Origin of the sequence: Halomonas campaniensis, from assembly GCF_002211105.1 — a bacterium.
In the GTDB taxonomy this organism is placed as follows: domain Bacteria; phylum Pseudomonadota; class Gammaproteobacteria; order Pseudomonadales; family Halomonadaceae; genus Vreelandella; species Vreelandella campaniensis_A.
The window spans coordinates 843,904-866,921 of the sequence record NZ_JPUA01000034.1; the positions used below are offsets into that span (position 1 = coordinate 843,904).

Annotated in this window: 20 protein-coding genes and 7 tRNA genes; 18 read left to right on the plus strand and 9 right to left on the minus strand. The window is 54.3% G+C overall.

Going from position 1 to position 23,018, the window contains the following annotated elements; genetic code table 11:
• Window positions 1-36: 36 nt before the first annotated feature.
• Genes JI62_RS16280 through JI62_RS16290 form a run of 3 tightly spaced genes read right to left on the minus strand, consistent with a single transcriptional unit; the run spans window position 37 to window position 2,980 of the window.
• The gene (locus tag JI62_RS16280) at window positions 37-1,362 is read right to left on the minus strand and encodes a TRAP transporter large permease (RefSeq protein WP_088701141.1); all 1,326 of its coding nucleotides are present in this window, start codon (window positions 1,360-1,362) and stop codon (window positions 37-39) included.
• Window positions 1,363-1,365: 3 nt separating this feature from the next.
• On the minus strand, window positions 1,366-1,875 hold the full coding sequence (locus JI62_RS16285; RefSeq protein ID WP_088701142.1) for a TRAP transporter small permease subunit: 510 nt from the start codon (window positions 1,873-1,875) through the stop codon (window positions 1,366-1,368).
• A gap of 1 nt (window position 1,876) precedes the next feature.
• The gene (locus tag JI62_RS16290; RefSeq protein ID WP_088701143.1) at window positions 1,877-2,980 is read right to left on the minus strand and encodes a TRAP transporter substrate-binding protein; all 1,104 of its coding nucleotides are present in this window, start codon (window positions 2,978-2,980) and stop codon (window positions 1,877-1,879) included.
• 373 nt (window positions 2,981-3,353) lie between these two features.
• On the opposite strand from JI62_RS16290, the gene JI62_RS16295 reads away from it, so the two are divergent.
• The 12 genes from JI62_RS16295 to JI62_RS16350 all read left to right on the plus strand — a co-directional run bounded on the left by JI62_RS16295 (window position 3,354) and on the right by JI62_RS16350 (window position 8,203).
• Window positions 3,354-3,429 (plus strand) — tRNA-Glu (locus JI62_RS16295).
• Window positions 3,430-3,483: 54 nt separating this feature from the next.
• Window positions 3,484-3,558 (plus strand) — tRNA-Gly (locus JI62_RS16300).
• Window positions 3,559-3,654: 96 nt separating this feature from the next.
• Window positions 3,655-3,730, plus strand: a tRNA-Glu gene (locus JI62_RS16305).
• A 40-nt stretch (window positions 3,731-3,770) separates the two neighbouring features.
• Window positions 3,771-3,845 (plus strand) — tRNA-Gly (locus tag JI62_RS16310).
• 40 nt (window positions 3,846-3,885) lie between these two features.
• A tRNA-Glu gene (locus JI62_RS16315) sits at window positions 3,886-3,961 on the plus strand.
• A gap of 25 nt (window positions 3,962-3,986) precedes the next feature.
• Window positions 3,987-4,061, plus strand: a tRNA-Gly gene (locus JI62_RS16320).
• A gap of 197 nt (window positions 4,062-4,258) precedes the next feature.
• Window positions 4,259-5,227, plus strand: a complete 969-nt coding sequence (locus JI62_RS16325; protein ID WP_088701144.1) for an ABC transporter ATP-binding protein — start codon at window positions 4,259-4,261, stop codon at window positions 5,225-5,227.
• Window positions 5,224-5,997 carry an ABC transporter permease gene (locus tag JI62_RS16330; protein WP_088701145.1) on the plus strand — a complete coding sequence of 258 codons (774 nt, stop codon included), beginning with the start codon at window positions 5,224-5,226 and terminating at the stop codon, window positions 5,995-5,997. The genes JI62_RS16325 and JI62_RS16330 overlap by 4 nt, the downstream gene beginning before the upstream one ends.
• 44 nt (window positions 5,998-6,041) lie before the next feature.
• A complete protein-coding gene (gene queF, locus JI62_RS16335) occupies window positions 6,042-6,875 on the plus strand; it encodes an NADPH-dependent 7-cyano-7-deazaguanine reductase QueF (RefSeq protein ID WP_088701146.1) in 834 nt (277 codons plus the stop codon).
• A 61-nt stretch (window positions 6,876-6,936) separates the two neighbouring features.
• Window positions 6,937-7,497, plus strand: a complete 561-nt coding sequence (locus JI62_RS16340) for a nitroreductase family protein (protein ID WP_088701147.1) — start codon at window positions 6,937-6,939, stop codon at window positions 7,495-7,497.
• 2 nt (window positions 7,498-7,499) lie between these two features.
• Window positions 7,500-8,009, plus strand: coding sequence for a YiiD C-terminal domain-containing protein (locus JI62_RS16345; RefSeq protein WP_088701148.1), 510 nt, complete (start codon window positions 7,500-7,502; stop codon window positions 8,007-8,009).
• Window positions 8,010-8,115: 106 nt separating this feature from the next.
• Window positions 8,116-8,203 (plus strand) — tRNA-Ser (locus tag JI62_RS16350).
• 362 nt (window positions 8,204-8,565) lie between these two features.
• Here JI62_RS16350 and JI62_RS16355 read toward each other — a convergent pair.
• Both JI62_RS16355 and JI62_RS16360 read right to left on the minus strand, forming a co-directional pair.
• Complete coding sequence (locus tag JI62_RS16355; RefSeq protein WP_088701149.1) at window positions 8,566-9,300, minus strand: Crp/Fnr family transcriptional regulator; 735 nt, start codon at window positions 9,298-9,300, stop codon at window positions 8,566-8,568.
• Window positions 9,301-9,906: 606 nt separating this feature from the next.
• The gene (locus tag JI62_RS16360; protein WP_088701150.1) at window positions 9,907-10,806 is read right to left on the minus strand and encodes a LysR family transcriptional regulator; all 900 of its coding nucleotides are present in this window, start codon (window positions 10,804-10,806) and stop codon (window positions 9,907-9,909) included.
• Between the two features lie 140 nt (window positions 10,807-10,946).
• Here JI62_RS16360 and JI62_RS16365 point away from each other — a divergent pair, with 140 nt between their 5' ends.
• The 4 genes from JI62_RS16365 to JI62_RS16380 all read left to right on the plus strand — a co-directional run bounded on the left by JI62_RS16365 (window position 10,947) and on the right by JI62_RS16380 (window position 17,078).
• The gene (locus JI62_RS16365; protein ID WP_088701151.1) at window positions 10,947-12,713 is read left to right on the plus strand and encodes an acyl-CoA dehydrogenase family protein; all 1,767 of its coding nucleotides are present in this window, start codon (window positions 10,947-10,949) and stop codon (window positions 12,711-12,713) included.
• Entirely contained in the window at window positions 12,706-13,902 is a 1,197-nt protein-coding gene (locus tag JI62_RS16370) for a CaiB/BaiF CoA transferase family protein (protein ID WP_088701152.1), read from the plus strand. Before JI62_RS16365 ends, JI62_RS16370 begins: the two co-directional genes overlap by 8 nt.
• 101 nt (window positions 13,903-14,003) lie before the next feature.
• Window positions 14,004-15,131 (plus strand): TAXI family TRAP transporter solute-binding subunit, encoded by a 1,128-nt coding sequence (locus JI62_RS16375; RefSeq protein WP_088701153.1) that lies wholly within the window; start codon window positions 14,004-14,006, stop codon window positions 15,129-15,131.
• Between the two features lie 33 nt (window positions 15,132-15,164).
• A complete protein-coding gene (locus JI62_RS16380; RefSeq protein WP_088701154.1) occupies window positions 15,165-17,078 on the plus strand; it encodes a TRAP transporter permease in 1,914 nt (637 codons plus the stop codon).
• A gap of 60 nt (window positions 17,079-17,138) precedes the next feature.
• Here the strand turns inward: JI62_RS16380 and JI62_RS16385 are convergent, their stop codons facing one another.
• On the minus strand, window positions 17,139-17,918 hold the full coding sequence (locus tag JI62_RS16385) for a CLCA_X family protein (protein ID WP_088701155.1): 780 nt from the start codon (window positions 17,916-17,918) through the stop codon (window positions 17,139-17,141).
• A gap of 93 nt (window positions 17,919-18,011) precedes the next feature.
• Between JI62_RS16385 and JI62_RS16390 the strand changes: the two genes are divergently transcribed.
• Window positions 18,012-18,698: a type 1 glutamine amidotransferase domain-containing protein gene (locus JI62_RS16390; RefSeq protein WP_088701156.1), complete on the plus strand. Its 687-nt coding sequence runs from the start codon at window positions 18,012-18,014 to the stop codon at window positions 18,696-18,698.
• Window positions 18,699-18,853: 155 nt separating this feature from the next.
• The gene (locus tag JI62_RS16395) at window positions 18,854-19,591 is read left to right on the plus strand and encodes a glutaredoxin (protein ID WP_088701157.1); all 738 of its coding nucleotides are present in this window, start codon (window positions 18,854-18,856) and stop codon (window positions 19,589-19,591) included.
• Between the two features lie 413 nt (window positions 19,592-20,004).
• Here the strand turns inward: JI62_RS16395 and JI62_RS16400 are convergent, their stop codons facing one another.
• From JI62_RS16400 to JI62_RS16410, 3 genes are all read right to left on the minus strand, one after another.
• Window positions 20,005-20,220 carry a hypothetical protein gene (locus JI62_RS16400; protein WP_088701158.1) on the minus strand — a complete coding sequence of 72 codons (216 nt, stop codon included), beginning with the start codon at window positions 20,218-20,220 and terminating at the stop codon, window positions 20,005-20,007.
• A 384-nt stretch (window positions 20,221-20,604) separates the two neighbouring features.
• Window positions 20,605-21,936: a M20/M25/M40 family metallo-hydrolase gene (locus JI62_RS16405; protein WP_088701159.1), complete on the minus strand. Its 1,332-nt coding sequence runs from the start codon at window positions 21,934-21,936 to the stop codon at window positions 20,605-20,607.
• A gap of 81 nt (window positions 21,937-22,017) precedes the next feature.
• On the minus strand, window positions 22,018-22,902 hold the full coding sequence (locus JI62_RS16410; RefSeq protein WP_088701160.1) for a LysR family transcriptional regulator: 885 nt from the start codon (window positions 22,900-22,902) through the stop codon (window positions 22,018-22,020).
• Window positions 22,903-23,018: the final 116 nt, after the last annotated feature.

Below are 23,018 nucleotides of genomic sequence, written 5' to 3' on the forward strand. Positions count from 1 at the left end.
ATCCTTTGTTATTAATAAAAATTATCAGGTAGAGGGTTACCAGCCAATCGCGTTCGGCAGCCACGTGGCAATACTGGGGAAGATAAAGACCAGTGCCACGGCGATAAACTGTAAGCCGATAAACGGTAGCGCGCCTTTATAAATATCCAGCGTCGAGACTTCTTTCGGCGCTACACCCTTGAGGAAAAACAGCGACCAGCCAAAGGGCGGGGTAAGAAACGAAGTTTGTAGCACGAGCCCCACCAGAATACCCAACCACACCATATCGACGCCCATCTGCACAAAGAAGGGCAAAAACAGCGGTAGGGCAATATAGCTGATCTCTATCCACTCAAGGAAGAAGCCCAGCACAAACATCAGCAGTAGCATGAATAGCATCGCGCCAAGCTCGCCACCGGGTACCCAGTCGAACATACGGGCCACCAAGTGCTCGCCCCCCAAGCCACGAAATGCCAAGCCAAATACCTGGGCGCTGATCAAAATAAAGAACACCATGGCCGAGATCACCAGCGTGGCCTTGGCAACCTCTTTGAGCAGCGCAAAGGTTAACCGCCCTGAGCAGGCTACAAACAGCAGTGCACCTAGCGCCCCCATGGCCGCAGCTTCGGTGGGAGCGGCGATACCGCCAATAATTGATCCCAGTACGGCAAACACCAAGCCCACAGGAGGACCCACTACGGTGAGCACTTTGCGTACCAGTTGGCGCCGCTCCATACTCGCACGCTCTTCGGCGGGAATCGGCGGCATCAGGTGTGGATACATTTTGGCGATCACCAGAATGGCAATAATATACACCGCCGCCAGGGTCAGCCCCGGCACCATGGCCGCTGCGAACATGGTGCCGACCGATTCACCCAAAATTTCCGCGAGCAGAATCAGCACCAGGCTAGGCGGAATAATCTGCCCCAAGGTGCCGGACGCGCAGATCATCCCGGTGGCCAGGGTTTTAGGGTAGCCGCGGCGTAGCAGCGTCGGTAGCGTGAGCAGGCCAAGGGTGACGATAGTGGCGCCCACAATGCCCGTGGCGGCGCCTAACAGCACACCCACGAGGATGATCGCCACGCCCATGCCCCCCGAGAGGCCGCCAAACAGGTGGCCGATGACATCGATCAACTCCTCGGCAAGCTTCGACTTCTCCAGCATCACCCCCATAAACACAAACAGCGGTATGGCCATAAAGGTGTAATTGGTCACTACGCCGTAAATACGTGACGGCAGTAGATTAAACAGCATCGGGCCAAAGCCAATGTAGCCAAAGAAAAAGGCGGTAGCGGCGATGCTGATGCCAACCGGGATGCCGACCAGCAGAAACACGAAAAAAGCCACGATCATGCCGATCGCCAGCCATTCATTGGGAGACATGCGTTATTCACCTCGTGTGGGTAGGGCGAAAGCCTGACGCAGCGCGTGGGCCAACCCTTGCAGCGCGAGAAGGACAAAACCGAATGGAATCAGCGATTTGAGCAGCCAACGCAGCGGCAGGCCACCGGGGTTGGGCGACGCTTCGCCGCGGGCGAATGACTGGGCGATCCAGGGCAGCGTCAGCCAGGCGATATACAGCCCCATCACCAGCAGCATTAGACCGCCGATGACCTCGATCACCCGTTGCAGGCCCAAGGGGAAGCGTTCGTAGAAAACATCTACGCGCACCTGCTCGCCCATCAATAGCAAATACGACATGCCAAACAGCGCAATAGGCGAAATCAAGTGCCACTGCAGCTCCTGCAGCCATATCGCGCCAATGCTGAACACATAGCGCATCAATACATCGCCAGCGACGAGTCCGATTAAAACCACGCAGATCCAGGCGGCGATCCAGCCAAATAGCCGAACCACCGCCTCAACTCCGTGGACAAAAAATGCCACGGCGCGCATATCAGACTCCGATAATGTCGTTTAACCAAGCCCGCTCACTGGCACCCGCCCAGCGGTCGTGGTTGGCTTTAAACGCCATGTAGCTATCGTGCACTTTGCGCACCAGCGGGTCGGCGTTGGCTTCGCTAGAGAGTGTGTCCATTGTCGCTTCGCGCAGCGCATCGACAACCGGTTCGGGCAGCATGCTAGCGGTCACGCCTTCGTTCTCCACTAGATCGGTCATGGCCTCGCCATTGACCGCTTCAGACCAGGTCACGCTCTCCAAGCAGGCGGCCATACAGGCGGTTTTGACAATCATCTTCAGGTCTTCTGGCAGGCTGTCCCAGTGGGTTTTCGAGATGAGCAGCTCACCCGTGGTTGAAGGTTCGTGCCAGCCGGTGGTGTGGTAGAACTTGGCCGCGTTGTGGAGCCCCATACGGCGGTCTTGGAAAGGACCCACAAACTCGGCTGCATCAATCACGCCACGCTCCAGCGCGGGGAAAATTTCACCACCGGGCAGTACCCGGGCATCCACGCCAAGTGAAGAGTAAACCTGGCCCGCCAAGCCAGGAACGCGCATGCGCAGCCCGTTGAGCTGGCTAATATCCTCAATCGGCTCGCGGAACCAGCCAGTCATTTGCACGCCGGTATTATTTAGCGGGAAGGCGACCATGCCGTAGGGCTCGTACACCTCGTGCCAAAGCTCCAAACCGCCGCCGTGGTAAAGCCACGCCATATGGCCCATAAAGCTCATGCCAAAGGGCACGGTAGTAAAGTACTGAGCGGCAAAGGTAGTGCCGGACCAGAAATAGCTGTTAGCGGCGTTCATTTCGATGGTGCCGCTTTGAACGGCTTCAAAGCCTTCAAAGGCCGGAATCAGTTCGCCGGATGAAAAATGCTGAATATTGAGTCGCCCGCCGGACATGGCGTTGATTTTGGCGATCACATCAGTGGGGCTGCCAGGGCCTTCCACGTAAAACGGCGAGCCGGGCGGGTAGGCATTGGTCATACGCCAGTTGAAACTCTCGGCGGACTGCGCGCGGGCGATAGATGGGGCGCCCAAGACAAGGCCTGCCGTGGAAGAGACGGCAGCTGTGGTGAGAAACTTGCGACGGGATAAGGACATAGCACACCTCATTAATGGGGGAGTTGGTCAGCAAGGGAACACAATGAAGTAGCAAGGGGTGTGCCATAAAAATCGATTTTTTTTATAAATAAAAGATTTTAAAGGTTTTTGTAGGTTGTGGCTTGCGAGTGTAAGTACAAGAAAAATAACCGCTTGCACCGATATAGCGCCTAATGAGTGCGCAGAGCACTCTCAGCGTGCACGTTGGCATCGCAGGCTTTGCTTTTTTTGACCCTTTCGGTTTTGGGAGCTTCAGGTAGAGCTTCGTGTGTAGGTGATTGAAAGAGGGGCAGTTAGCTTAGAAGTGGCAGAGTGCTTGACAGCTCAATGAGGTCTGAGTAACATACGCGCCACCTCGACGAGGCAATGAAACGTCCCATTCGTCTAGTGGTCTAGGACACCGCCCTTTCACGGCGGTAACAGGGGTTCGAACCCCCTATGGGACGCCACTTATTTTTGAGGCTGAGCCTTTAAAGATAAGAGATCGTCAGGTTTATCGGAATGCGGGAATAGCTCAGTGGTAGAGCATCGCCTTGCCAAGGCGAGGGTCGGGAGTTCGAATCTCCTTTCCCGCTCCAAGTACTAAAAGTGTTAAAAGCAGGCGAGGGCCGGGAGCTGGTGTGCCAGCCCAGTCGATCTCCTTTCCAGCTACACGTAATTGAAGTACTTAAAGTGTCCCATTCGTCTAGTGGTCCAGGACACCGCCCTTTCACGGCGGTAACAGGGGTTCGAACCCCCTATGGGACGCCACTTCCGATAAACAGAATGTTGCATAGCAAGTGTTCTATAAGCGGGAATAGCTCAGTGGTAGAGCATCGCCTTGCCAAGGCGAGGGTCGGGAGTTCGAATCTCCTTTCCCGCTCCAGTTTTAGGTGTCGGATTAAGTTATTGTCCTGCTCCAATTAGTCCCATTCGTCTAGTGGCCTAGGACACCGCCCTTTCACGGCGGTAACAGGGGTTCGAACCCCCTATGGGACGCCATCTAGCTTTATACGTTGTTTACGTTGCGGGAATAGCTCAGTGGTAGAGCATCGCCTTGCCAAGGCGAGGGTCGGGAGTTCGAATCTCCTTTCCCGCTCCATATAAACAAGATCAGATAGTTCTGCAATTTCCCAGCTTCAAAAGTTTAGTCTTCCCTTTGTTTCCATGATGTATCGGCTAATTGCTGGGCATCACTGTTTGCGTGTCTGACGATTGGTGGTCTTGCCCGCCTTGAAAAAAGTCGTTTGCGCCCTAATGTTTTACCTTCTCTTCTTTTTTTGCTGACAGGACATGTTCATGGCCGAACCGGCATTGTCGATCCGTGGCCTCACCAAGGTGTATGGCAACGGCTTTCAGGCGCTTAAAGGTATTGATCTAGACGTCCAGCAGGGCGATTTTTTTGCGCTGTTGGGCCCCAATGGCGCCGGTAAATCCACCACCTTGGGGGTGGTTTGCTCGCTGGTGCAAAAGACGGCGGGCAAGGTCTCCATATTCGGTATCGATGTGGATAAAGACTTCGCTAAAGCCAAGTATCAGCTGGGCGTGGTACCCCAAGAGTTCAACTTCAATCAATTTGAGAAAGTGCTCGATATCGTGCTGGCTCAGGCAGGCTACTACGGCATGACCAGTCGCGAAGCTTTGCCCCGCGCTAAGCAACTGTTGACCGATCTGGGCCTATGGGAAAAGCGCAACGGCAGCGCGCGCATGCTGTCAGGTGGCATGAAGCGCCGCCTGATGATCGCTCGAGCGCTGATGCATCGTCCCAAGCTGTTGATTCTGGATGAGCCAACCGCCGGGGTGGATATCGAGCTGCGGCGCAGCATGTGGGAGTACATGCGGCGGATTAACCAAGACGAAGGCACCACCATCATCCTGACGACTCACTACCTGGAAGAGGCTGAGAGCCTGTGCCGTAATGTGGCGATTATCAATAATGGCGACATTGTGCGGAACACTAGCGTGCGAGGCCTGCTGGCTGAGCTGAATACCGAGACCTTCCTAATTGATACCTCCGAAGCTATTACAGAGATCCCTAAGATAGACGGGTTTGAGATAAAACAGCTGGAGTCTACTCAGCTATCACTCGTGGTGCATCGCGGGCAACGTTTAAACGATGTCTTCAAGGCGTTGAGTGAGCAGGGCATCCAGGTGGTTTCCATGCGTAATCGAGCCAACCGCTTAGAGGAGATGTTTGTGTCGATGGTGGAAGGTAGTGGGCTAGGGGCGATAGACCAGCGCGTTGAGAAGACGGAGGAGCGCGCATGAATGCTACGCAAACATTGATTGCTCTTTGGACGCTAGTGCTAAAAGAGATCAAACGTTTCACCCGCATTTGGCCGCAAACGCTGCTGCCTCCCTCAATCACCATGGCGATGTACTTCATTATCTTCGGCAACCTAATCGGTTCGCGGATTGGTGACATGGACGGCTTCAGCTATATGGACTTTATTGTCCCAGGGCTGATCATGATGTCGGTGATTACCAACAGCTACTCCAACGTGGCGTCGAGTTTCTTCTCCAATAAGTTTCAGCGCTCGATCGAAGAGATGATGGTTTCGCCCATGCCCAATTGGGTGATCCTGGCCGGCTTTATTTTAGGCGGAATGGCGCGAGGCTTGGGCGTGGGGTTAATCGTTACAATCGTTTCGCTGTTCTTTACCCGTTTAACCATGGAGCATCCGCTGCTCACAGTATTAGTTGTCGTGCTCACGTCTGCGTTGTTCTCTATTGGTGGCTTTATTAATGCGTTACTGGCCAATAAGTTCGACGATATTTCTATCGTGCCGACCTTTATCCTTACGCCGTTGACCTATTTGGGTGGGGTGTTCTACTCGATCTCAATGTTGCCCGACTTCTGGCAGGGCGTTTCCATGCTCAATCCAATTTTGTACATGGTCAACGTTTTCCGTTATGGCTTCCTGGGCGTCTCGGATATTCCTGTTGGTTGGGCCCTCGCTGCCATTTTTGCCTTTATTATCGTGCTATTTGGTATAGCGTTGGTGATGCTGGAGCGCGGTAAGGGAATCCGCAGCTAAACCCATGACCGCCAGATTGAGAATCATTAGGGAGTTTTGACGCCATGGCGCATCGACCGGATACTTTAGAACACGCGCCGTTAGGGCGCGATTCCGCCTACCCTGAGCAGTATGACGCAGGGCTGTTATATCCGATTCCCCGGGCGGCCAACCGCGCGCCTCTGGGGATAGAAGAGGGTGACTTGCCGTTTATAGGCGAAGACGAGTGGCACGCCTTCGAAGTCTCCTGGCTGAACAGCCGTGGCAAGCCCATTGTGGCGGTAGCACGCTTTCGTTTGCCAGCCGCCTCACCCCATCTGATTGAGTCTAAATCTTGGAAACTCTACCTCAACAGCTTCAATCAAACCCGTTTCTATAGTCGTGAGGACGTGATGAAAACCCTCGCTCACGACTTGGCCGCTGCAGCGGGTGCCGAGGTGAGCGTTGAGTTGTTCGATGTGGATGCCCCAGAGCTTTCAGCACGCTCCCTGCCGGGGGAGTGCCTGGATGATTTAGATATCGCCATAAGCGATTACACGCCTAGCAGCACTCATCTAACGGTAGGGGAGGAGATCGTCGAAGAGACACTCTACTCGCACTTGCTGAAATCTAACTGCCCTGTTACCGGCCAGCCAGACTGGGGCAGCGTACTGGTGCGTTATAAAGGGCCTAAAATCGATCGCGAAGGGCTGCTTCGTTACCTCATTGGGTTTCGTCAGCACCAGGATTTTCACGAGCACTGCGTTGAACATATCTTTACCGACCTAATGGCCCAGGCAAAGCCTACACAACTGCTAGTGCTGGCGCGCTATGTTCGCCGTGGTGGCTTGGATATCAGCCCCTGGCGGGCAACGCCCGGGCTAACCCCGCCCACGCCGCTGCGTCTGGCAAGGCAGTAAACGGCAGTGTTATAAAGGGTGGTGCTACAGTAGCCCTTCACGATTGGATTTGGAGTCATTAATGGACGCACTTACGCTGCTTCACGAACGTAGCTCAATGGGCAAGTTGACGGAACCAGCGCCCAGCGCCGAACAGCTCAGCGCTATCTACCAGGCCGCACTACGTGCGCCCGACCATAAAGAGCTGCGCCCCTGGCGCTTTATCGAGTTCAGCGGGGAGGGGCGTGAGCGGCTAGGCGAGCTATTTGCTGAGGCGGAGTTTCAGGAAGACCCCAGCGCCGACGACGAAACGCTCAACTCTGCACGCAAAAAACCGCTGCGGGCGCCGATGATTATCGCCGTGATCGCTAACGTTACGCCCGAACTGGAAAAAGTGCCCAAAATGGAGCAGGTGATCTCTGCCGGATGCGCCGCTCATGGCATTCTGCTGGCGGCCCACGCCCTGGGTCTGGGTGCTATGTGGCGCAGTGGCAAGTACGCGTTTGACCCCGTGGTTCGTAAAGGGCTAAGCCTGGATGAAGATGACGAAGTCGTCGCGTTTATCTATCTGGGCACCTTAGGTGGACGCCACAAACCCGTGCCGCAGCATAATGTTGCCGACTTTGTGGAGCGTTGGGACTAGCGATGAGTCTCCCCCGTCAGCCAGGCATCCCTCATCCACGATTGCCCCTGCCAAAAGGCCAGCCGGAAAATCTGGCCGCTTTTCAGCAGTGGTTGAGCGATGCCATACCTATGGTGAGTGCGTTGGGCATTCGCGCAGTAACGCGCCAAGGCGATGCACTAACCTGGCAATTGGCGTTAACGCCCAACCTTAACGATAAAGGCACGGGCTTTGGTGGTGCATTAACGGCGCAAACCACACTGCAAGGCTGGTGCTGGGTAACGTTATGGTTGCGTGAGCGGGGGATCAACCGGGATGTCGTCGTCGCCGAGGCCAGTCAGCGCTTTCTTGCGCCGGTAACAAGTGACTACCGCCTGGTATGTACGCCAGCCGTGCCAGAAGGCCCCACTCAGCTTGCCAGCAAGCTCGCTGAGCGAGGAAAAGGCCGCATAGCTCTGACCCAGCAGCTCTATTGCGGCGAGAGGCTCTGCCTGGAAGCCAGCGGCAGCTACGCTGTGTTGCCGCCACACTAATCGAAAGGGCCATCAGCCTGAAAAGGCTTGCTATTTCGAGGCTTAGCCAATAGTATATGCGCCGTTCTGTCGCGAAAGGTTCAGCCTTTTAACAGCGCCAAAACGCGGAGGGGTGTCCGAGTGGTCGAAGGAGCACGCCTGGAAAGTGTGTAAGCCGCAAGGCTTCGAGGGTTCGAATCCCTCCCCCTCCGCCACAGAATTTTCAAGGCCGCCAAGCACTTAGCTTGGCGGCCTTTTTCTTTGTGTGCAAAGCATAGTGCGCAAGGCTCTGATGGTGTCAGCTAGTTGGCCACAACGCAGTAATGGTCAACGCTGTGTGGTCAGTGAGTCCTACTCTAGTTCAGTCGGCGCCGCGCGGAGTTCGATGTATGACATAAGGAAACACATTAGCGGAATGCTCAGGTATTGCACTCAGTTCCTGCGGTCAAAATCAATATAGTCGCGGGTGCAGGCCATGCACGCACCGTCGGCTTAGCTATTTATTTGCGTTGGCGATCCTTGGCCTTTTTAGTTGTTCGTATAAAGGCGGGTAAGGATAAAGCCAGCTTGCGAATAATTAGTCATTTTTAAGGTGTAGGTAAAGTGAGTCAAACTCGCCAGCTTCTTGTAATTTTTGCCAGTCAGGTATGATTATCTGTCTTCTGTTAGTGTGGATTAAGCCATTGTTGCGAAGCGATTGTAATACCCTATTGACATGCACTGGGGTCATTCCCGTTGCGTCTGCCAGTTCCGCTTGGCTAATGGGCATGTGAAAAGAATTACCCTCCACTAACCCCACTGCCTTCAGGCGTAGCAGGAGCTCACAGATAACATGAGCGATGCGTGAGTAACCTTCGCGTTGCCCGACATTTAAAAGCCACTCGCGGAAGATAGAGGCGTCCACTAACGTCTCGTGCCAGAAGGGGGTGATGAGGCGAGGGTGCTGCTCAAATAAAAGATGCAAATCACGGTGCTGTATGAAACCGAGTTTACATGGGCTGAGTGAGGCAATATTAATATCGATGACTTGCAGGTGCAGGCTTTGCAGATCTGGCATATCTCCAGGTATATGCAGTGCCATTATCTGCCGTTTCCCCTCAAGGGTTAATTTATATACACATGAGAAACCCTCTAGGAGTAAGCAACATTGAGTAGGTTGATCACCCATTTTGACGATGTCTTGACCAGGCTTTACGTCTACGGTTTGTACCGGTAATTTCTGCAGTGTCAGCTTTTCCTCACTAGTAAGAGTATAATTACTTTCTATCTTGCGAATCATTAGATAGGTATGAGGCGGCAGAGCAGTAGGCATGCTTAACTCCTAAGTTGGTAGGAATGAGATATTTTTCAATAGTGCCTATGATGAGCTGCTAATCTAAATATATGTAAAAATCTAGCCTGCTTTATAAAAGGCGTATAACAATAGTGTAATTAGTTGTAGTTAATGAATAAGTTGTAAAGAGGCTTTTGATTGCCTGAGCTAAAAATATGGTTACGTCTTACTGGATTAGAATGTTTTACAGTTTGTAAATGTAATCGAATGGTGGTAGGGGGTTATTTGATATGAACGTTTTGATATTGAATGATTAGCAGCTGACCCTCAGTAGGCCAGCTGGGTAGGTATGAAGCAGAAGCGTTTCAACGCTCTACGTTAATCTATTCGCGTATTAAAAAGGCAGCACGCCGCTGAAGCCGACACCGAGTACGGCAACGATAACAACAACGATAACGACGATAGTGGTAGTAGACATATTCTCTTCCTTTGAGTAGTGAGCGTTTCTACAGCGTAGTCGCGAAAGCGCTATTTCGCACGTTGGCAAAAACAGCTGCACTGCGTTTCCTCACGACGGAATGAAGTAACCAGCATGCGCCAGCGAGAGTAAGGCAGGTAGGGGGGCTGCTGAGCTTGGCGCCGTGCTTACCTGATTTGCTGTTGTTCTTTTAGGCAGTTAAGCAGCAACTGACGGATTTCTTCATGTTGCTTCGCATCGCCGCGCCATATGCAGTGCGACTGATGTCGTGTCGTTGAATCGCTCAGAGGGAGAAAGCTCACATTGGAAAATCCAGCCTTGGCAAGTGATTGGGGAACTAGAGCAACGCCCATCGCATTGGCTACCAGGGCAAGAATGGTCAACCAGTGGGAGACTTCGTGACAAATATGGGGTTTAACATCGGCGTGGTGGAATAGACCGATGATCCTGTCGTAATAGTGAGGGGCAAGGTCGCGTCCAAACAGGATGATGGGCTCATTGTCCAGTTCCTTGACCGCCAACTCGCGTCGGCCTGCCAGGTGGTGATGTGCTGGCAAGCAGCACAGGAAGGGCTCGTCCGACAGGATGACCGACTCGATCCCCACGGGTAACGGCATCGAGTGGATGAAGCCGATATCGAGTTGTTCTTGCATCACTGCTTCTACTTGATCTGCCGAGTTGCGTTCGATCAATTGTATTTCGATGCCGGGATAGCGGGATTGCAGGCGTTTGAGCAGTTCCGGCAGGCCGCGAAAGAGCATGGCGGGAGTAAACCCGACACGCACCAGGCCGGTAGCGCTTGAAGCAATGCGCTGCACCAGCGTTTGCGAGTCTTCTAGCTGCTCGAGAATCCGGCGTGCCTGGCGCTGGAAGGCTTCTCCGGCGGGTGTGAGGGTAACGCGTTTGCTATTGCGCAGCAGCAGCTTGACCTTTAGCTCCTCTTCCAGTTGACGCAGGCTGGCACTTAGCGGTGGTTGAGAAATATGCAGGCGCTGCGCTGCTCTACCGAAATGCAGCTCCTCCGAGAGCACCAGAAAGTAACGCAACTGTCGAAATGTCAGCGCCATTGGCTTCGTTCCTTATCGTTTCTTGTTCTTCAATCATACATAAAACTGAATCAATGGATCCTAAAACAGTATTGGAGACGGCCTCCGTACCCGCCTAATGTGACGATAAAACATATAATAAGTCCAAGAGGTACACCGTCGTGAATGAACTGATACACCGCAATATCCCCGATTCCTGGGGGCAGAACAGTTACCATAACGATCCCACCCTTTCCCAGCTTCTGGATCTTTATTTGCCGAAGGCGCTACGTCAGCACCTGGAGCGCCACTTCAACGAGATGGGAGCCCTTGCTGGCGGTGAGCTGGAAGCGCTGGCCATCGAGGCTGACAAGCATCCGCCTGAACTTGCCCTGCGCAGCAGAAATGGCGCCGAGCGTCAGCAGATCCTCAAACATCCAGCCTATCAACGCCTGGAAGCGTATGCCTATGGGCAGTTCGGGCTGGCGGCGATGTCGCACCGCGGTGGAGTGCTTGACTGGTCGGAACCCATGCCGCCGGTAGTGAAGTATGCGCTGACGTACCTGTTCGTACAGGCAGAGTTTGGCCTTTGCTGCCCGCTTAGCATGACCGATGCACTGACTCGCACGTTGCGCAAGTTTGGCGACGAAGCGTTGGTGAACCGCTACCTGGAAGCGTTGACCTCACAGGATATGGATCTGGCCTATCAGGGAGCGATGTTCATGACCGAGCAGGATGCAGGCTCTGATGTTGGGGCGATTACCACGGAAGCGAGGCAGGAAGAAGGCAAGTGGCGCCTTTATGGCGACAAATGGTTCTGCTCTAACCCTGATGCCGCGCTGGCGATGGTATTGGCGCGCCCCGAGCAGGGGGAGCGGGGCACTCGCGGTCTCACGCTATTCCTGCTGCCCCGGTATCTAGAAAATGGTGATCTTAACCATTACCGCATTGTACGCCTGAAAGACAAACTGGGCACTCGCTCCATGGCGAGCGGTGAGATCCTGCTCGAAGGCGCCGAAGCTTATGTGGTGGGAGAGCCGGGGCAGGGCTTCAAGCAGATGACGGATATGATCAACATGTCTCGTCTCTCGAACGGAGTGCGGTCGGCGGGGTTGATGCGGCGCTCACTCAACGAGGCGCTTTTCATTGCCCGCCATCGTCAGGCGTTCGGTAGCCAGCTCATCGAGCTGCCGCTTATGCAGCGTCAGCTCAGCAAGATGATGCTCACTGCCGAGCAGGGGCGCACGATGGTCTTCCACACGGCAGAGTGCCTGCGGCGTGCCGATGCAGGGGATACCCAGTCAGCCAAGCTATTGCGCATCCTGACGCCCATGATCAAGTTCCGCACCACGCGGGATGCACGCAAGGTGGCTGGGGATGGCATGGAAGTACGTGGTGGATGTGGCTACATCGAGGAGTGGTCGGATGCCCGCGTGCTGCGCGATGCCCACCTTGGCTCAATATGGGAAGGCACCAGCAATATCGTTGCCCTGGATGTTTTCCGGGCGATTCGGCGTGAACAGACCTTGCCGATACTGGCTGACTACTTGCATCAACAGTTGCAAGCGTCCGTCATTGAGGATCACGAGCGCCACCTGTTGCAGGTGCTCCTCGACAAGGCAGTAGAGGGCGCGAATGCACTGGCAGAGGATCCTGCCTGCGAGCACGATGCACGGCGGATCGCCAGCGGTCTCTACCACATTACCTCCGCCATTCTTATGGCCTGGGAGGCGTCTCGGATCACGGGAGACAGGCGGCGATTGGCACTGGCCTGGCTGGTGGTATGCCACAAGTTACTCCCTCCCGATCCGCTCTCGGTCAGTCGAGCGTCGCCGGAAGCGCTGGCGCTGCTGCTCAGCGAAACGCCGATGACCGACGAACAGGTCGCGGCGGTGGTGAATACCCAAGCACTGGCGCGTTCCCACGGGCTGGAGGTGGTTCATGGATAAGCCCAATGGCGCACTGAGCGGAATCAGGGTGATCGATCTGAGCCGTGTGCTGGGAGGCCCGTACTGCACCCAGGTGCTGGGTGACTATGGTGCGGATGTGATCAAGATCGAGCCTCCTGGGGGGGATGAAACCCGCGGCTGGGGGCCTCCTTTCGAAGGCGATGCAGCTTCCTATTTCCACGGTTTGAACCGCAGCAAGCGCGGGATGGCGCTGGATCTCCGCCATCATGACGGCAAGGCACTATTACTGCAGCTGTTGGAGGGAGCCGATGTCCTGGTGGAAAACTTCAAACCGGGAACCCTGGAAAAGTGGGGGCTGAGCTATGACATTCTCAGTGCGCGCTTTCCCCGTCTGATCCAGTGCCGAATCAGTGGGTTTGGTGCTGATGGTCCGATGGGCGGTTTGCCTGGCTATGACGCCGTCATCCAGGCAATGGCGGGGCTGATGAGTGTCAACGGTGAGAAACAGGGGGAGCCACTGCGGGTGGGGCTGCCCATTGTCGATATTGTGACCGGCCTCAATGCCGTCATTGGTATCACCTTGGCTCTCCATGAGCGTACGCGCAGCGGGCTTGGGCAGTTTGTCGAAACAGCACTGTTCGACTCAGGGCTCTCCTTGATGCATCCCCATTTTCCCAATGTATTCTACGGTGGGCCGCCGCCGCGTCGCACGGGAAATGAACATCCCAATATTGCCCCTTATGAGGTCTACCGGACGGCGACACAGCCGATTTTTCTGGCGGTTGGCAATAATGTGCAGTTCGCGCGCTTATGCGAGTTGCTCGAATGCCACGACGTTAGCCTGGATGAACGTTTTGCAACCAATGGTGCCCGCCTGGGTAACCGCGATGCACTGCGTGATGTTCTGGAGAGTGCCATGGCCAGGTGGGAAGGGGATAAACTCGCCGACCGGTTGATGCGTATCGGCGTTCCCTGCGGGCCCGTACTCGATACCACGCAAGCGCTGGCGCATCCGCATACCCAGCACCGCGATATGATCGTCAATATCGGCCATTACAAGGGCACTGGCTCGCCGATCAAGCTAGCCCGTACGCCCTCACGCTATGAAACGCCACCCCCACGCTTTGCCGAACATACCGACGCAATCCTTCATGAAGCAGGATTGACCGTGCAACAAATAGAACACCTTAGAGCGAAAGGCGTGCTGCCGGATGTGCCGGTGGCCTAGCCCTCAGTGCACCATTGTGTGCCTGACTGCCCAGTCGAATGGGTTGATAACAATCACCAATGATGTTGATGCCAATAACAACACAACATGAGAGTAAAACCATGAAACGCACGCACCTGACCACTGGCCTTATCTCCACCGTTTTTGCCGTTCTAGCCAATACGGCCTCGGCCGCAGAGCTTCCCAGCACCATGACATGGACCGCCTATGATGTGGGCTCGCAAGGACACTCGGAGGCCTCCGCCATCGCCGATGCCTTTGGCAAGGCCTACAACACCCGCATACGTATCCAGCCTGCGGGATCGGCTATTGGGCGATTGCAGCCCCTGGTGAGCGGCCGAGCTGACTATGCCTTTCTGGCTACGGAGTCCTTCTTTGCAACGGAAGGAAGTTACGACTTCAGTGAGCGCCGCTGGGGGCCACAAGACCTCAGAGCCGTTGCAGGAAGACCGTCTACCTTCGGTGTGCCATCGGCTGCCGACGCCAATATCCACACGCTCGATGACTTGCGGGGGCAACGGGTTGCCTACGTGGCAGGCAACCCTTCGGTCAATGTGAAATGTGATGCGATCTTGGCCTTTGCAGGGCTGAGACGCGACGATGTGGAGGCGGTGATGTTCCCGACTCACGGCGCAGCCATGAGTTCGTTGGTCGAGGATCGGGCCGACGCCACCTGTACGACCACCACCGCCAGCCAGCTTTATGAGCTGGAAGAGTCGTCTCGTGGTATTCGCTGGGTGGATATTCCTGCCGATGATGAAGAAGGCTGGGCGCGCATGAATCAGGTGGCCCCCGTTTTCCAGTCATTCCGTGAAATCATTGGCGCCGGGCTAAGCGAAGAATCTCCCGCCAACATGCTTGCCTACCGTTACCCGATCATCGTAGCCATGGCTGATCGTGACGAAGAAGAGGTCTACCAGTTCATCAAGAGCCTGGATGAGAGTTATGACCTTTATCGTGACGCGACCGCTGCCATTCACCGCTGGGCAATTGAGGACGCCGGCGTGCCGCCTATCGATATACCTTTCCACCCTGGGGCTATCCGCTATATGGAAGAGAAAGGGCTATGGAGCGAGGAGATGCAGACATGGAACGATAACCGCCTCGCCCGCCTGGAAGCACTGAAACAAGCTTGGGATAACCTGCTGAACGAGGAGCCAGACCTTGAAGGGGATGCGCTTGCCGAACGCTGGGAAGCTCGCCGGCAAGAAGTGATTGTCGCGCTTTGACCACGGGGTTGATATGTCACTGGGAGCGACATCATGAGCAATTCAAGTCAACAGCGATTGGAAGGTTCGGCAAGGTGGATAGTGATGGGGTTGGGGGCCGTCGGTCTGTTGATGACGATCAACCAAACCTTTGCCCTCAAACTGTTAGGATTCTATCCGATCGGTAATGCCTTTATCTACTATCTGATAGGGCTGTTCCTATCGGCGGCACTACTGATCTTTCCGGCTCGCAAGGCTGATAACGAACGCCTCCCCTGGTATGACTGGGTGCTGGCGGGGGCTGCTCTTGGTGGCGCCATCTACCTTGGCCTTAATGGCCTGCGCATGACCCAGCAAGGGTGGGAGTACTTCGCCCCGCTCGAAGCAACGCTGGTGGCAACAATCATGCTGCTACTGGTGCTGGAAGGCGTTCGCCGCTGTGGTGGCTGGGCGATTTTTGCCGTGGCACTGCTATTTGGGCTCTATCCACTCTATGCAGGCCACATGCCTGGTTTCTTGTGGAGTAATGGTTTTGGATGGGGGGAAACCATTCGAGCCCATGTCATGGGGGCGGAAAGCATTGTGGGCGTGCCGATGCAGGTCGTCGCCAACCTGATTATCGGCTTCGTCGTGTTCGGGATAGCGTTGACCATCACCGGTGGCGGTGAGTTCTTCATGAATTTCGCCACTGCATTGATGGGCCGAAGCCGCGGAGGGCCCGCCAAGGTGGCCGTCGTTTCCAGTGCCTTCATGGGCAGCTTATCCGGTAGTGCGGTATCCAATATCCTGACCACAGGAACGATTACCATTCCTGCCATGAAGCGCAGTGGCTATTCACGCGAGTATGCCGCAGCCATAGAGGCGTGTGCCTCCACGGGTGGAACCTTGATGCCGCCCGTTATGGGGGCCGTTGCCTTCATCATGGCTTCCTTCCTAGGCGTCAGTTACGGTGAGGTCATGATGGCGGCGTTGCTGCCTGCGGTGCTCTTCTACTTGGCCCTGCTGCTTCAGGTGGATAACTATGCTGCCCGCAAAGGTCTGACGGGCATGCCCGCCAAGGATATCCCCAGGGTGCGTGACACGCTGCTCTCTGGATGGCCGTACCTGCTCAGCCTGGGCGTACTGATCTACATGCTGCTTGTCATGCGTCTGGAAAGTCAGGCACCTTACTATGCCACCTTGATATTGCTGGCGATTGCACTGGTGCGCCGTCAGCAACGGCTGCGTATCAGCCAACTGCTGGATTTTTTCTATCAGCTAGCACACGGGGTGGGGAGTCTGGTTGCCGTCTTGGCCGGTATCGGTTTGGTGGTCGGTGGGCTTTCCTATACGGGGGTTGCAGGAGCTTTCTCTCGTGAACTGCTGCTCTACGCAGGTGACAGCATTCCCCTGATGCTGGCGGCGGGAGCGATTACCAGCTTTATCCTCGGAATGGGAATGACGGTCAGCGCATGCTATATCTTTCTGTCGATTTTGCTTGCACCAGCGTTGGTGGGGGCTGGTCTTAACCCTCTCGCCAGCCACCTGTTCATACTTTACTGGGGAATGCTCTCCTATATCACTCCACCCGTGGCGCTGGCGGCCATTACTGCGGCCGGTGTTGCTGGCGCCAACAGTACCCAAACGAGCCTGCACGCTGTGCGGTTAGGGGCCGTGCTGTTCGTGCTGCCGTTCCTGTTTGTGCTCAACCCTTCGCTGATTTTGCAGGGCCCCCTGTTGAGCGTGATCGCCTCCGCGTTTACAGCCATGACTGCGATCTGGCTGGTGGCAGCGGCGATGGAAGGATACCTTTATCGAATAGGTTCGGTGGGAGTACGCATGCGTTGTGCGCTGCTGGTACCTGCCGCGCTGATGATCTATCCCGAATGGATCAGTGATCTGCTGGGCTTTCTAGCGCTTGCATTGTGCTATCTGATAGCGGTGCTGAACACTACGAAACGCGCAGATATTACGAAGTGCTCTACCTAGATGACGTTGCTTTATACACCCACGGCGTTCGGCAGCAGAGTTTGTCGAGCGCCGTCATGCTTACTCTGCATCCCGCAACGCTTTTCCCAGCCTGCCAAAGTAGTCGCTGAACGCTGCATTGGCCTGCTCCCTTTGCTCGCCCTGCGGATACAGACCCATCTCCGCTTCGGGAGACGCCTTGGTACCTTTGACCAGAAAGTGATTGGTGATGGCGGCATCCTGCACAAAGGCTTCGAAAGCGCGGGCGCAGAGCTCTTCGGGTTTGCTGTAGTAGAGCTGACCGAGCTTTTTATCCACTTGCACCGAGTGCTGAAACAGCTCGCTAGGCTGATCGCCTGCTGGCTGAAGCAGAATAGCCTTGAAGCACTTCATCAATAATTGATTAAGCGGGTGGGGGATGGGCACTGCATCGGCGAGCCAGGCGGTAGAGGCGAACATGCTGACTGGCGTGCCGCGAAAACACTTGCTGACGATATAGTGATCAAAAGCATGAAACCACTCGTGGGCAATGCTGCCGGGGCCAGCATTTTTGGCCAGTGAGAAACTGCGCTGGCTGGGGTCATAGTGAGCAGAAACGCCAGGTCGACCACCACTGCCGTACTGAAGTGCGATTGAGCCGCGTAGTGAAATCAACGCCTCTGGCCCCTGTAGAATCAGCATGAGATCGCACAGCGCATCATGAAACAGCTCGGCGGCACGGTCACGCTCAGCGTTGGTGACCCAGCGGCCAATCTCAATAGAGCGAAAATCAAACTGGCGCCGTATCAAGGCAAAGCTACTCGTTTGCCCCTGGCGATGGTCAGGCCCGTTACGGTAAAAGTCCCGCGCTTCGATGCTCACTTGCCGTGTCTCCTTGCATTCCGCTATCCAGACCCCCACTAACTAACTGTAACGCATTTTAATTGCCTCATTTTCCACCGTCAGGAGAGAGATATGAGCAAGCGTATTTTAGTAGTATTAACGTCTCACGATCAGTTGGGCGATACCGGCAATAAAACTGGTTTTTGGCTTGAAGAGCTGGCAGCCCCTTATTATGTCTTTAAAGACGCGGGTGCTGAAGTAACCTTGGCATCGCCCAAGGGAGGGCAGCCGCCGCTGGATCCCAAAAGTGATGCAGAGGATAGCCAAACCGATGAAACGCGCCGCTTCAAGAAAGATGAAAAAGCGAACGCGGAGCTTGCCGCTACCCATCGCTTGAGTGACATGAAAGCTGATGACTTCGATGCGGTGTTTTACCCCGGTGGCCATGGCCCACTATGGGATCTCGTCGACGACGCGGACTCTATTCGCCTGATCGAAACCTTTATCGCTCAAGGCAAGCCGGTTGCCTCGGTTTGTCACGCGCCGATCGTATTAGTGAATGCGAAAGACAGCGCTGGCGAGCCGCTTGTCAAAGGTCGTCAGATAACGGGCTTTACCAACGGCGAAGAAGAGGCCGTTGGCTTGACCAATATCGTGCCGCATCTCGTGGAAGATGCCTTGCAAAAGTGCGGCGGGATTTATAGTAAAGCGGATGATTTCACTCCTTATGTACGTGAAGATGGTCAGCTGATCACTGGACAAAACCCCCCTTCCTCAGCGCTGACAGCTGAGACACTGATGGCGTGGCTGATGAAATAGCGCACCATTTTCAATATCGCGTTTGGTGACAACGGCGAGGTTCTCTTCGCCGTTGCTATTTTGGGTACTGAAGATATTCCGGCTACGCTTATAGAGAAGTAGGTTATGCAGTGGCAATCGCTGTGTTCGCATCAGTTCAAAAGGAGACGACTAGCATGGAAACAGCACGGGTCTATCGGATGAAGACGGCAGAGCATCTTTGCCCATTCGGTATGAAAACAGTCGATTTGTTAAAACGCAAAGGCTACCAGGTCGATGACCATCCGCTGACATCCCGAGATGAAATTGAAGCGTTCAAGGCCCAGGAGAATGTTGATACCACCCCGCAAACCTATATCGGCGATAAACGTATTGGCGGCTATGAAGAGGTGCGCGAGCATTTAGGCATGAGCGTGCCAAGTGCAAAAGAGACTTCCTATCGGCCGGTGATCGCCATTTTTGTGACCGCTTTGCTCATTGGGTTGGCGGTTAGCTGGGTTGCCAATGGCACCTTGGTGGCGGCACGAATGCCCGAATATGCGGTGGCCTCGGCCATGGTACTGCTGGGTTTGCAGAAGCTGCAGGATGTAGAGAGCTTTAGCACCATGTTCCTTAACTATGACCTGCTGGCTCAGCGCTATATCCCTTACAGCTATGTATATCCCTATGCAGAAACCCTGGCAGGGATACTAATGCTGGCCGGTGCCATGCTTTGGCTAGCAGCACCGCTGGCGCTGTTTATCGGCACGGTGGGCGCGGTGTCGGTTTTTAAAGCCGTGTACGTGGATAAGCGTGAGTTGAAATGCGCCTGCGTTGGCGGAAGCAGCAATGTGCCACTAGGGTTTGTATCGCTGACAGAAAATATCGCCATGGTATTGATGGGGCTATGGATGCCGCTGAAAATGTTGTTTTAACAATCGTCGTCAAGAATCTGCTTGGCTAAAATGCTGTTTAAACTCCAAAAAACCTTTAAAAAACAATTTATTTGCCGCTACATATCATAGGTTAGATAAACCCGCTGTTATAAAGCGCACTGTGTACACACAGCGAAAGGAACTCGCGATAGGGAAGAACAAGCAAGGATTGCTTGTGTAGCACAAGGATGCACAAACAGGATGTTTGTGGCGCAAGATCAGGGATGACCTAATGAAAACCCGGCCAAGGATTGGCCGGGTTTTTTTTGAAATTAATGACAGTTTAATTAAACTCTTATAATGCTTTTATTAACTTTTTTATGCTTGCGGTGCACGCTACTGATGATAGGGCGTCTGCGTTACAAACAATTACTCCTTTCTACAGTAGAGTCGTCGGTAAGAAAACGCTTCCTTCAACAAGCATAGTGATAATAAAGCGAGCTTAATTCATTCATGGGTGTTTCAACCGCTGTTTGGCAGTTAAGGCAGCGTATGGTGACGCTGTTCTTGCCGGTGCCTTCCAAGCGGAAGCGATTAAAAAACGGATTTTTGGGTGACTCTGAGTTACCGCAATGACGACAGATGACATCCAGTCCGTTGACTTTATTGATAATTATAATGTCGCGCACGCTGACCTCCTACCAGTAGGTTGTTGATGGTTCAGGCGTGGTAACGTCCGTGTAGAGCAGTATCGTTACCGATACTTATAAAAGTATAGCGCTGCTGGGCATAAGCGCCATATGAAAATATAAAATAATGTGCTTTAAATTAGTGCAATTAATCTAAGTAAAAAAAAGATAATTTTTTCCGTTTTGATAACATAGGTTAGATAAATAACTTGCTTTAAGGTTCACTGTGGGTGAACACCATAAGGAAGTGACAACAGGGAAGATCGAGCTAGGAAAGCTTACGCTCATGGAAGCACAAACAGGATGTTTGTGAAGACATATCAAGGAAGGTTTGATAAAGCCCCGGCCAGGGAAAGGTCGGGGCTTCTTTTTTATACGCTTGTTTTACTTTTTGCCTTTCTTCTTGTTTTTCTTGCTGTGATTGCTTTGGTTACTTGTTTGGCTCTCGCTACTTTCGTCGTTGTTACCATCATTCTCACTGTCAGGCTTGTCGCTGCCTTGGTGAGTAAGCGGGCTCGCTTGGTCTAAGCGTGGGTGGTTATCAAGGAACTCACGCTGCAGGTCGGGCAGGCGGTCAAGTGCTTGCAAGGTGTGGGTGAGGGCGTGAATAGCCGCCAGTACATCCTGAGTATGACCTGTTTCTGAGATAGTGTGCATATTGCGGATGGGAAACCCAATCGAGGTGGCGGCACTGTCGATAGAGGCCAGTACGCCCGCCATACCATCGGTACCCGTATCTACACCCACAATATCGCGCTGCAGCGGAATGCCTTGCTCTTTAGCGGCAGTGGCGATAATCCGGTTGAGCTGTTCGCTGGCAATCGAGCCCACCGCCATGGTGAAGCCTTTGCCCATCTCTAACGGCTGCATGCGCTTGTCGCCGATGCCAGGAGCAGCTACATAGTCGTGATTTACATCGACGCCAATCAACGCATCCGGCTTCATTTCGCCCACCATCACGCGGCTACCGAAACGGCCAATCTCTTCGTAGCTGGCAATCGCAAACAGCACGCGCACATTTTTCGTGCCCCCTGCTTCGGCGATCAAACGTGCCACTTCGGCGGTCACAAAGCAGCCTAGGCCGTTATCCAGGTAAGCGCCGTAGAACGTATTAGGACTAAATCCTGGGCGGATAGGGCGGTCGAAAATAATCGAATCGCCAGGGCGTACACCCAGGTTCAGCACTTGCTGCTTTTTATTCTCACCGTGGATCTGCAGGTCCAGGTAAATCTGCTCTTTTTTCAGCCCTTTGCTGCCATCGCGCTGAGCAGGGTCAGAGAAGTGAATCGCGCCCAGTGCTTCTACCGTGCCGCCTTCAATGCAGCGGTAGCTGCCGGGGGCGTCAGGGTCTTCGCTAAACAGCTTCACTTCATGGCCGATCAACACGGTCGGCAGGAACGAATCCGTGTTGATCCAGATCTTGCCGTCCTCACCAATCGAGCGCACCTGCATGCGGATTTTATCCGCATGGCCGATCAGCATGACCTTGAACATATCGTCGCGGTCAGGGTGTGTGTCCAGAACCACGCCCGCGTTGCCCTTGAACTGGTGAATATGCCAGCTTTTAGGCGCAAAGCTCTCAAAATGCGGTTTGAGAACGCCGTAAGTCATGGCGGCTTCCAGACCGACGGGGCTGGGGGCGGCAAGAATATCGCGCATCAGTTTGAACTGCGCCTCGGGCATTGGTTGCGTCCAGGGTTTTGCACTATCGCTCATCGTTGTTGCTCACTCATCTTTAGGTGGATGTTAGTCACCTCTAGTCTGCCAGATTCCCGCGCGGTGTGTAGAGAAAGCCGCTTATTCGTGGTGATGAATTAGCTGACGCAGGGCGCTGGTGGCGGCGGAAGGTGGGTGACGGCGGCTCAATATAATGCCCAGCTCACGGCGAATGGTTGGCTCGACCAGCGGGCGGTACTCAATCCCATCGGCGGCAATTTGACGAAAACTGAGCGAGGGCAGCACGCTAATGCCTAACCCAGCAGCTACCATCCGGCCTACCGTGGCGATCTGGCGCGCATCGCATAAAATATCCAGCCGCTCTCCCACGCTCTGCATAATACGGTCAATATCCTGGCGTGAGCTGGAAAGGCGATTAATGCCAATAAACGGATACTCAGCCAGCTGTCTCCAGGCCACTGTCGATTGTGTCAGCAGCGGGTGCCCGCTGGGGCAAACGGCCACATAGCTATCTTCGAGGACGGGCTCAAACGTCAGGTCATCTGCATCGCTTGGCGGCACTGAAAGCCCCAGGTCAGCGCGGCCTTCGCGCACCATCTGATTGATCTGTTCGGCCAACACGTCGTGCAGGCTGAGGTTGATGCGCGGATAGGCCTCATGGAAACGCTTAATAACTCGAGGAAACAGACCCGCTGCGAGGGTGGGCAGGGCGGCGATCGTCACCTTGCCACGCTGTTTTGAAAACTGGTCGTTAAGATCCTCAAAAGCTTCATTCCAATCATTCAATAGCCGCACGGCAACCGGCAGAAAGGCTTCGCCTTCCGGTGTGAGGGCAAGCTGGCGAGTAGTGCGGGCAAACAGCGCGCCGCCCACACTCTCCTCAAGTTTGCGTAACGCGATGGAGATCGCCGGTTGGGAAAGGTGTATCCGCTCGCTGGCCTCTGCAAGGCTGCGGGAATGGGCGACGGCTACAAAAACACGCAACTGCTGGATGCTTGGATTCATTTAGAAAGTAAAACATAAATTAAAAACTATTCAATATACAAAATTAAACTGGAGCACCATGCTTGGCTTATCGCGACTCGATTCGTCGCGATCACCGTTTTACATAAAAAACCGCT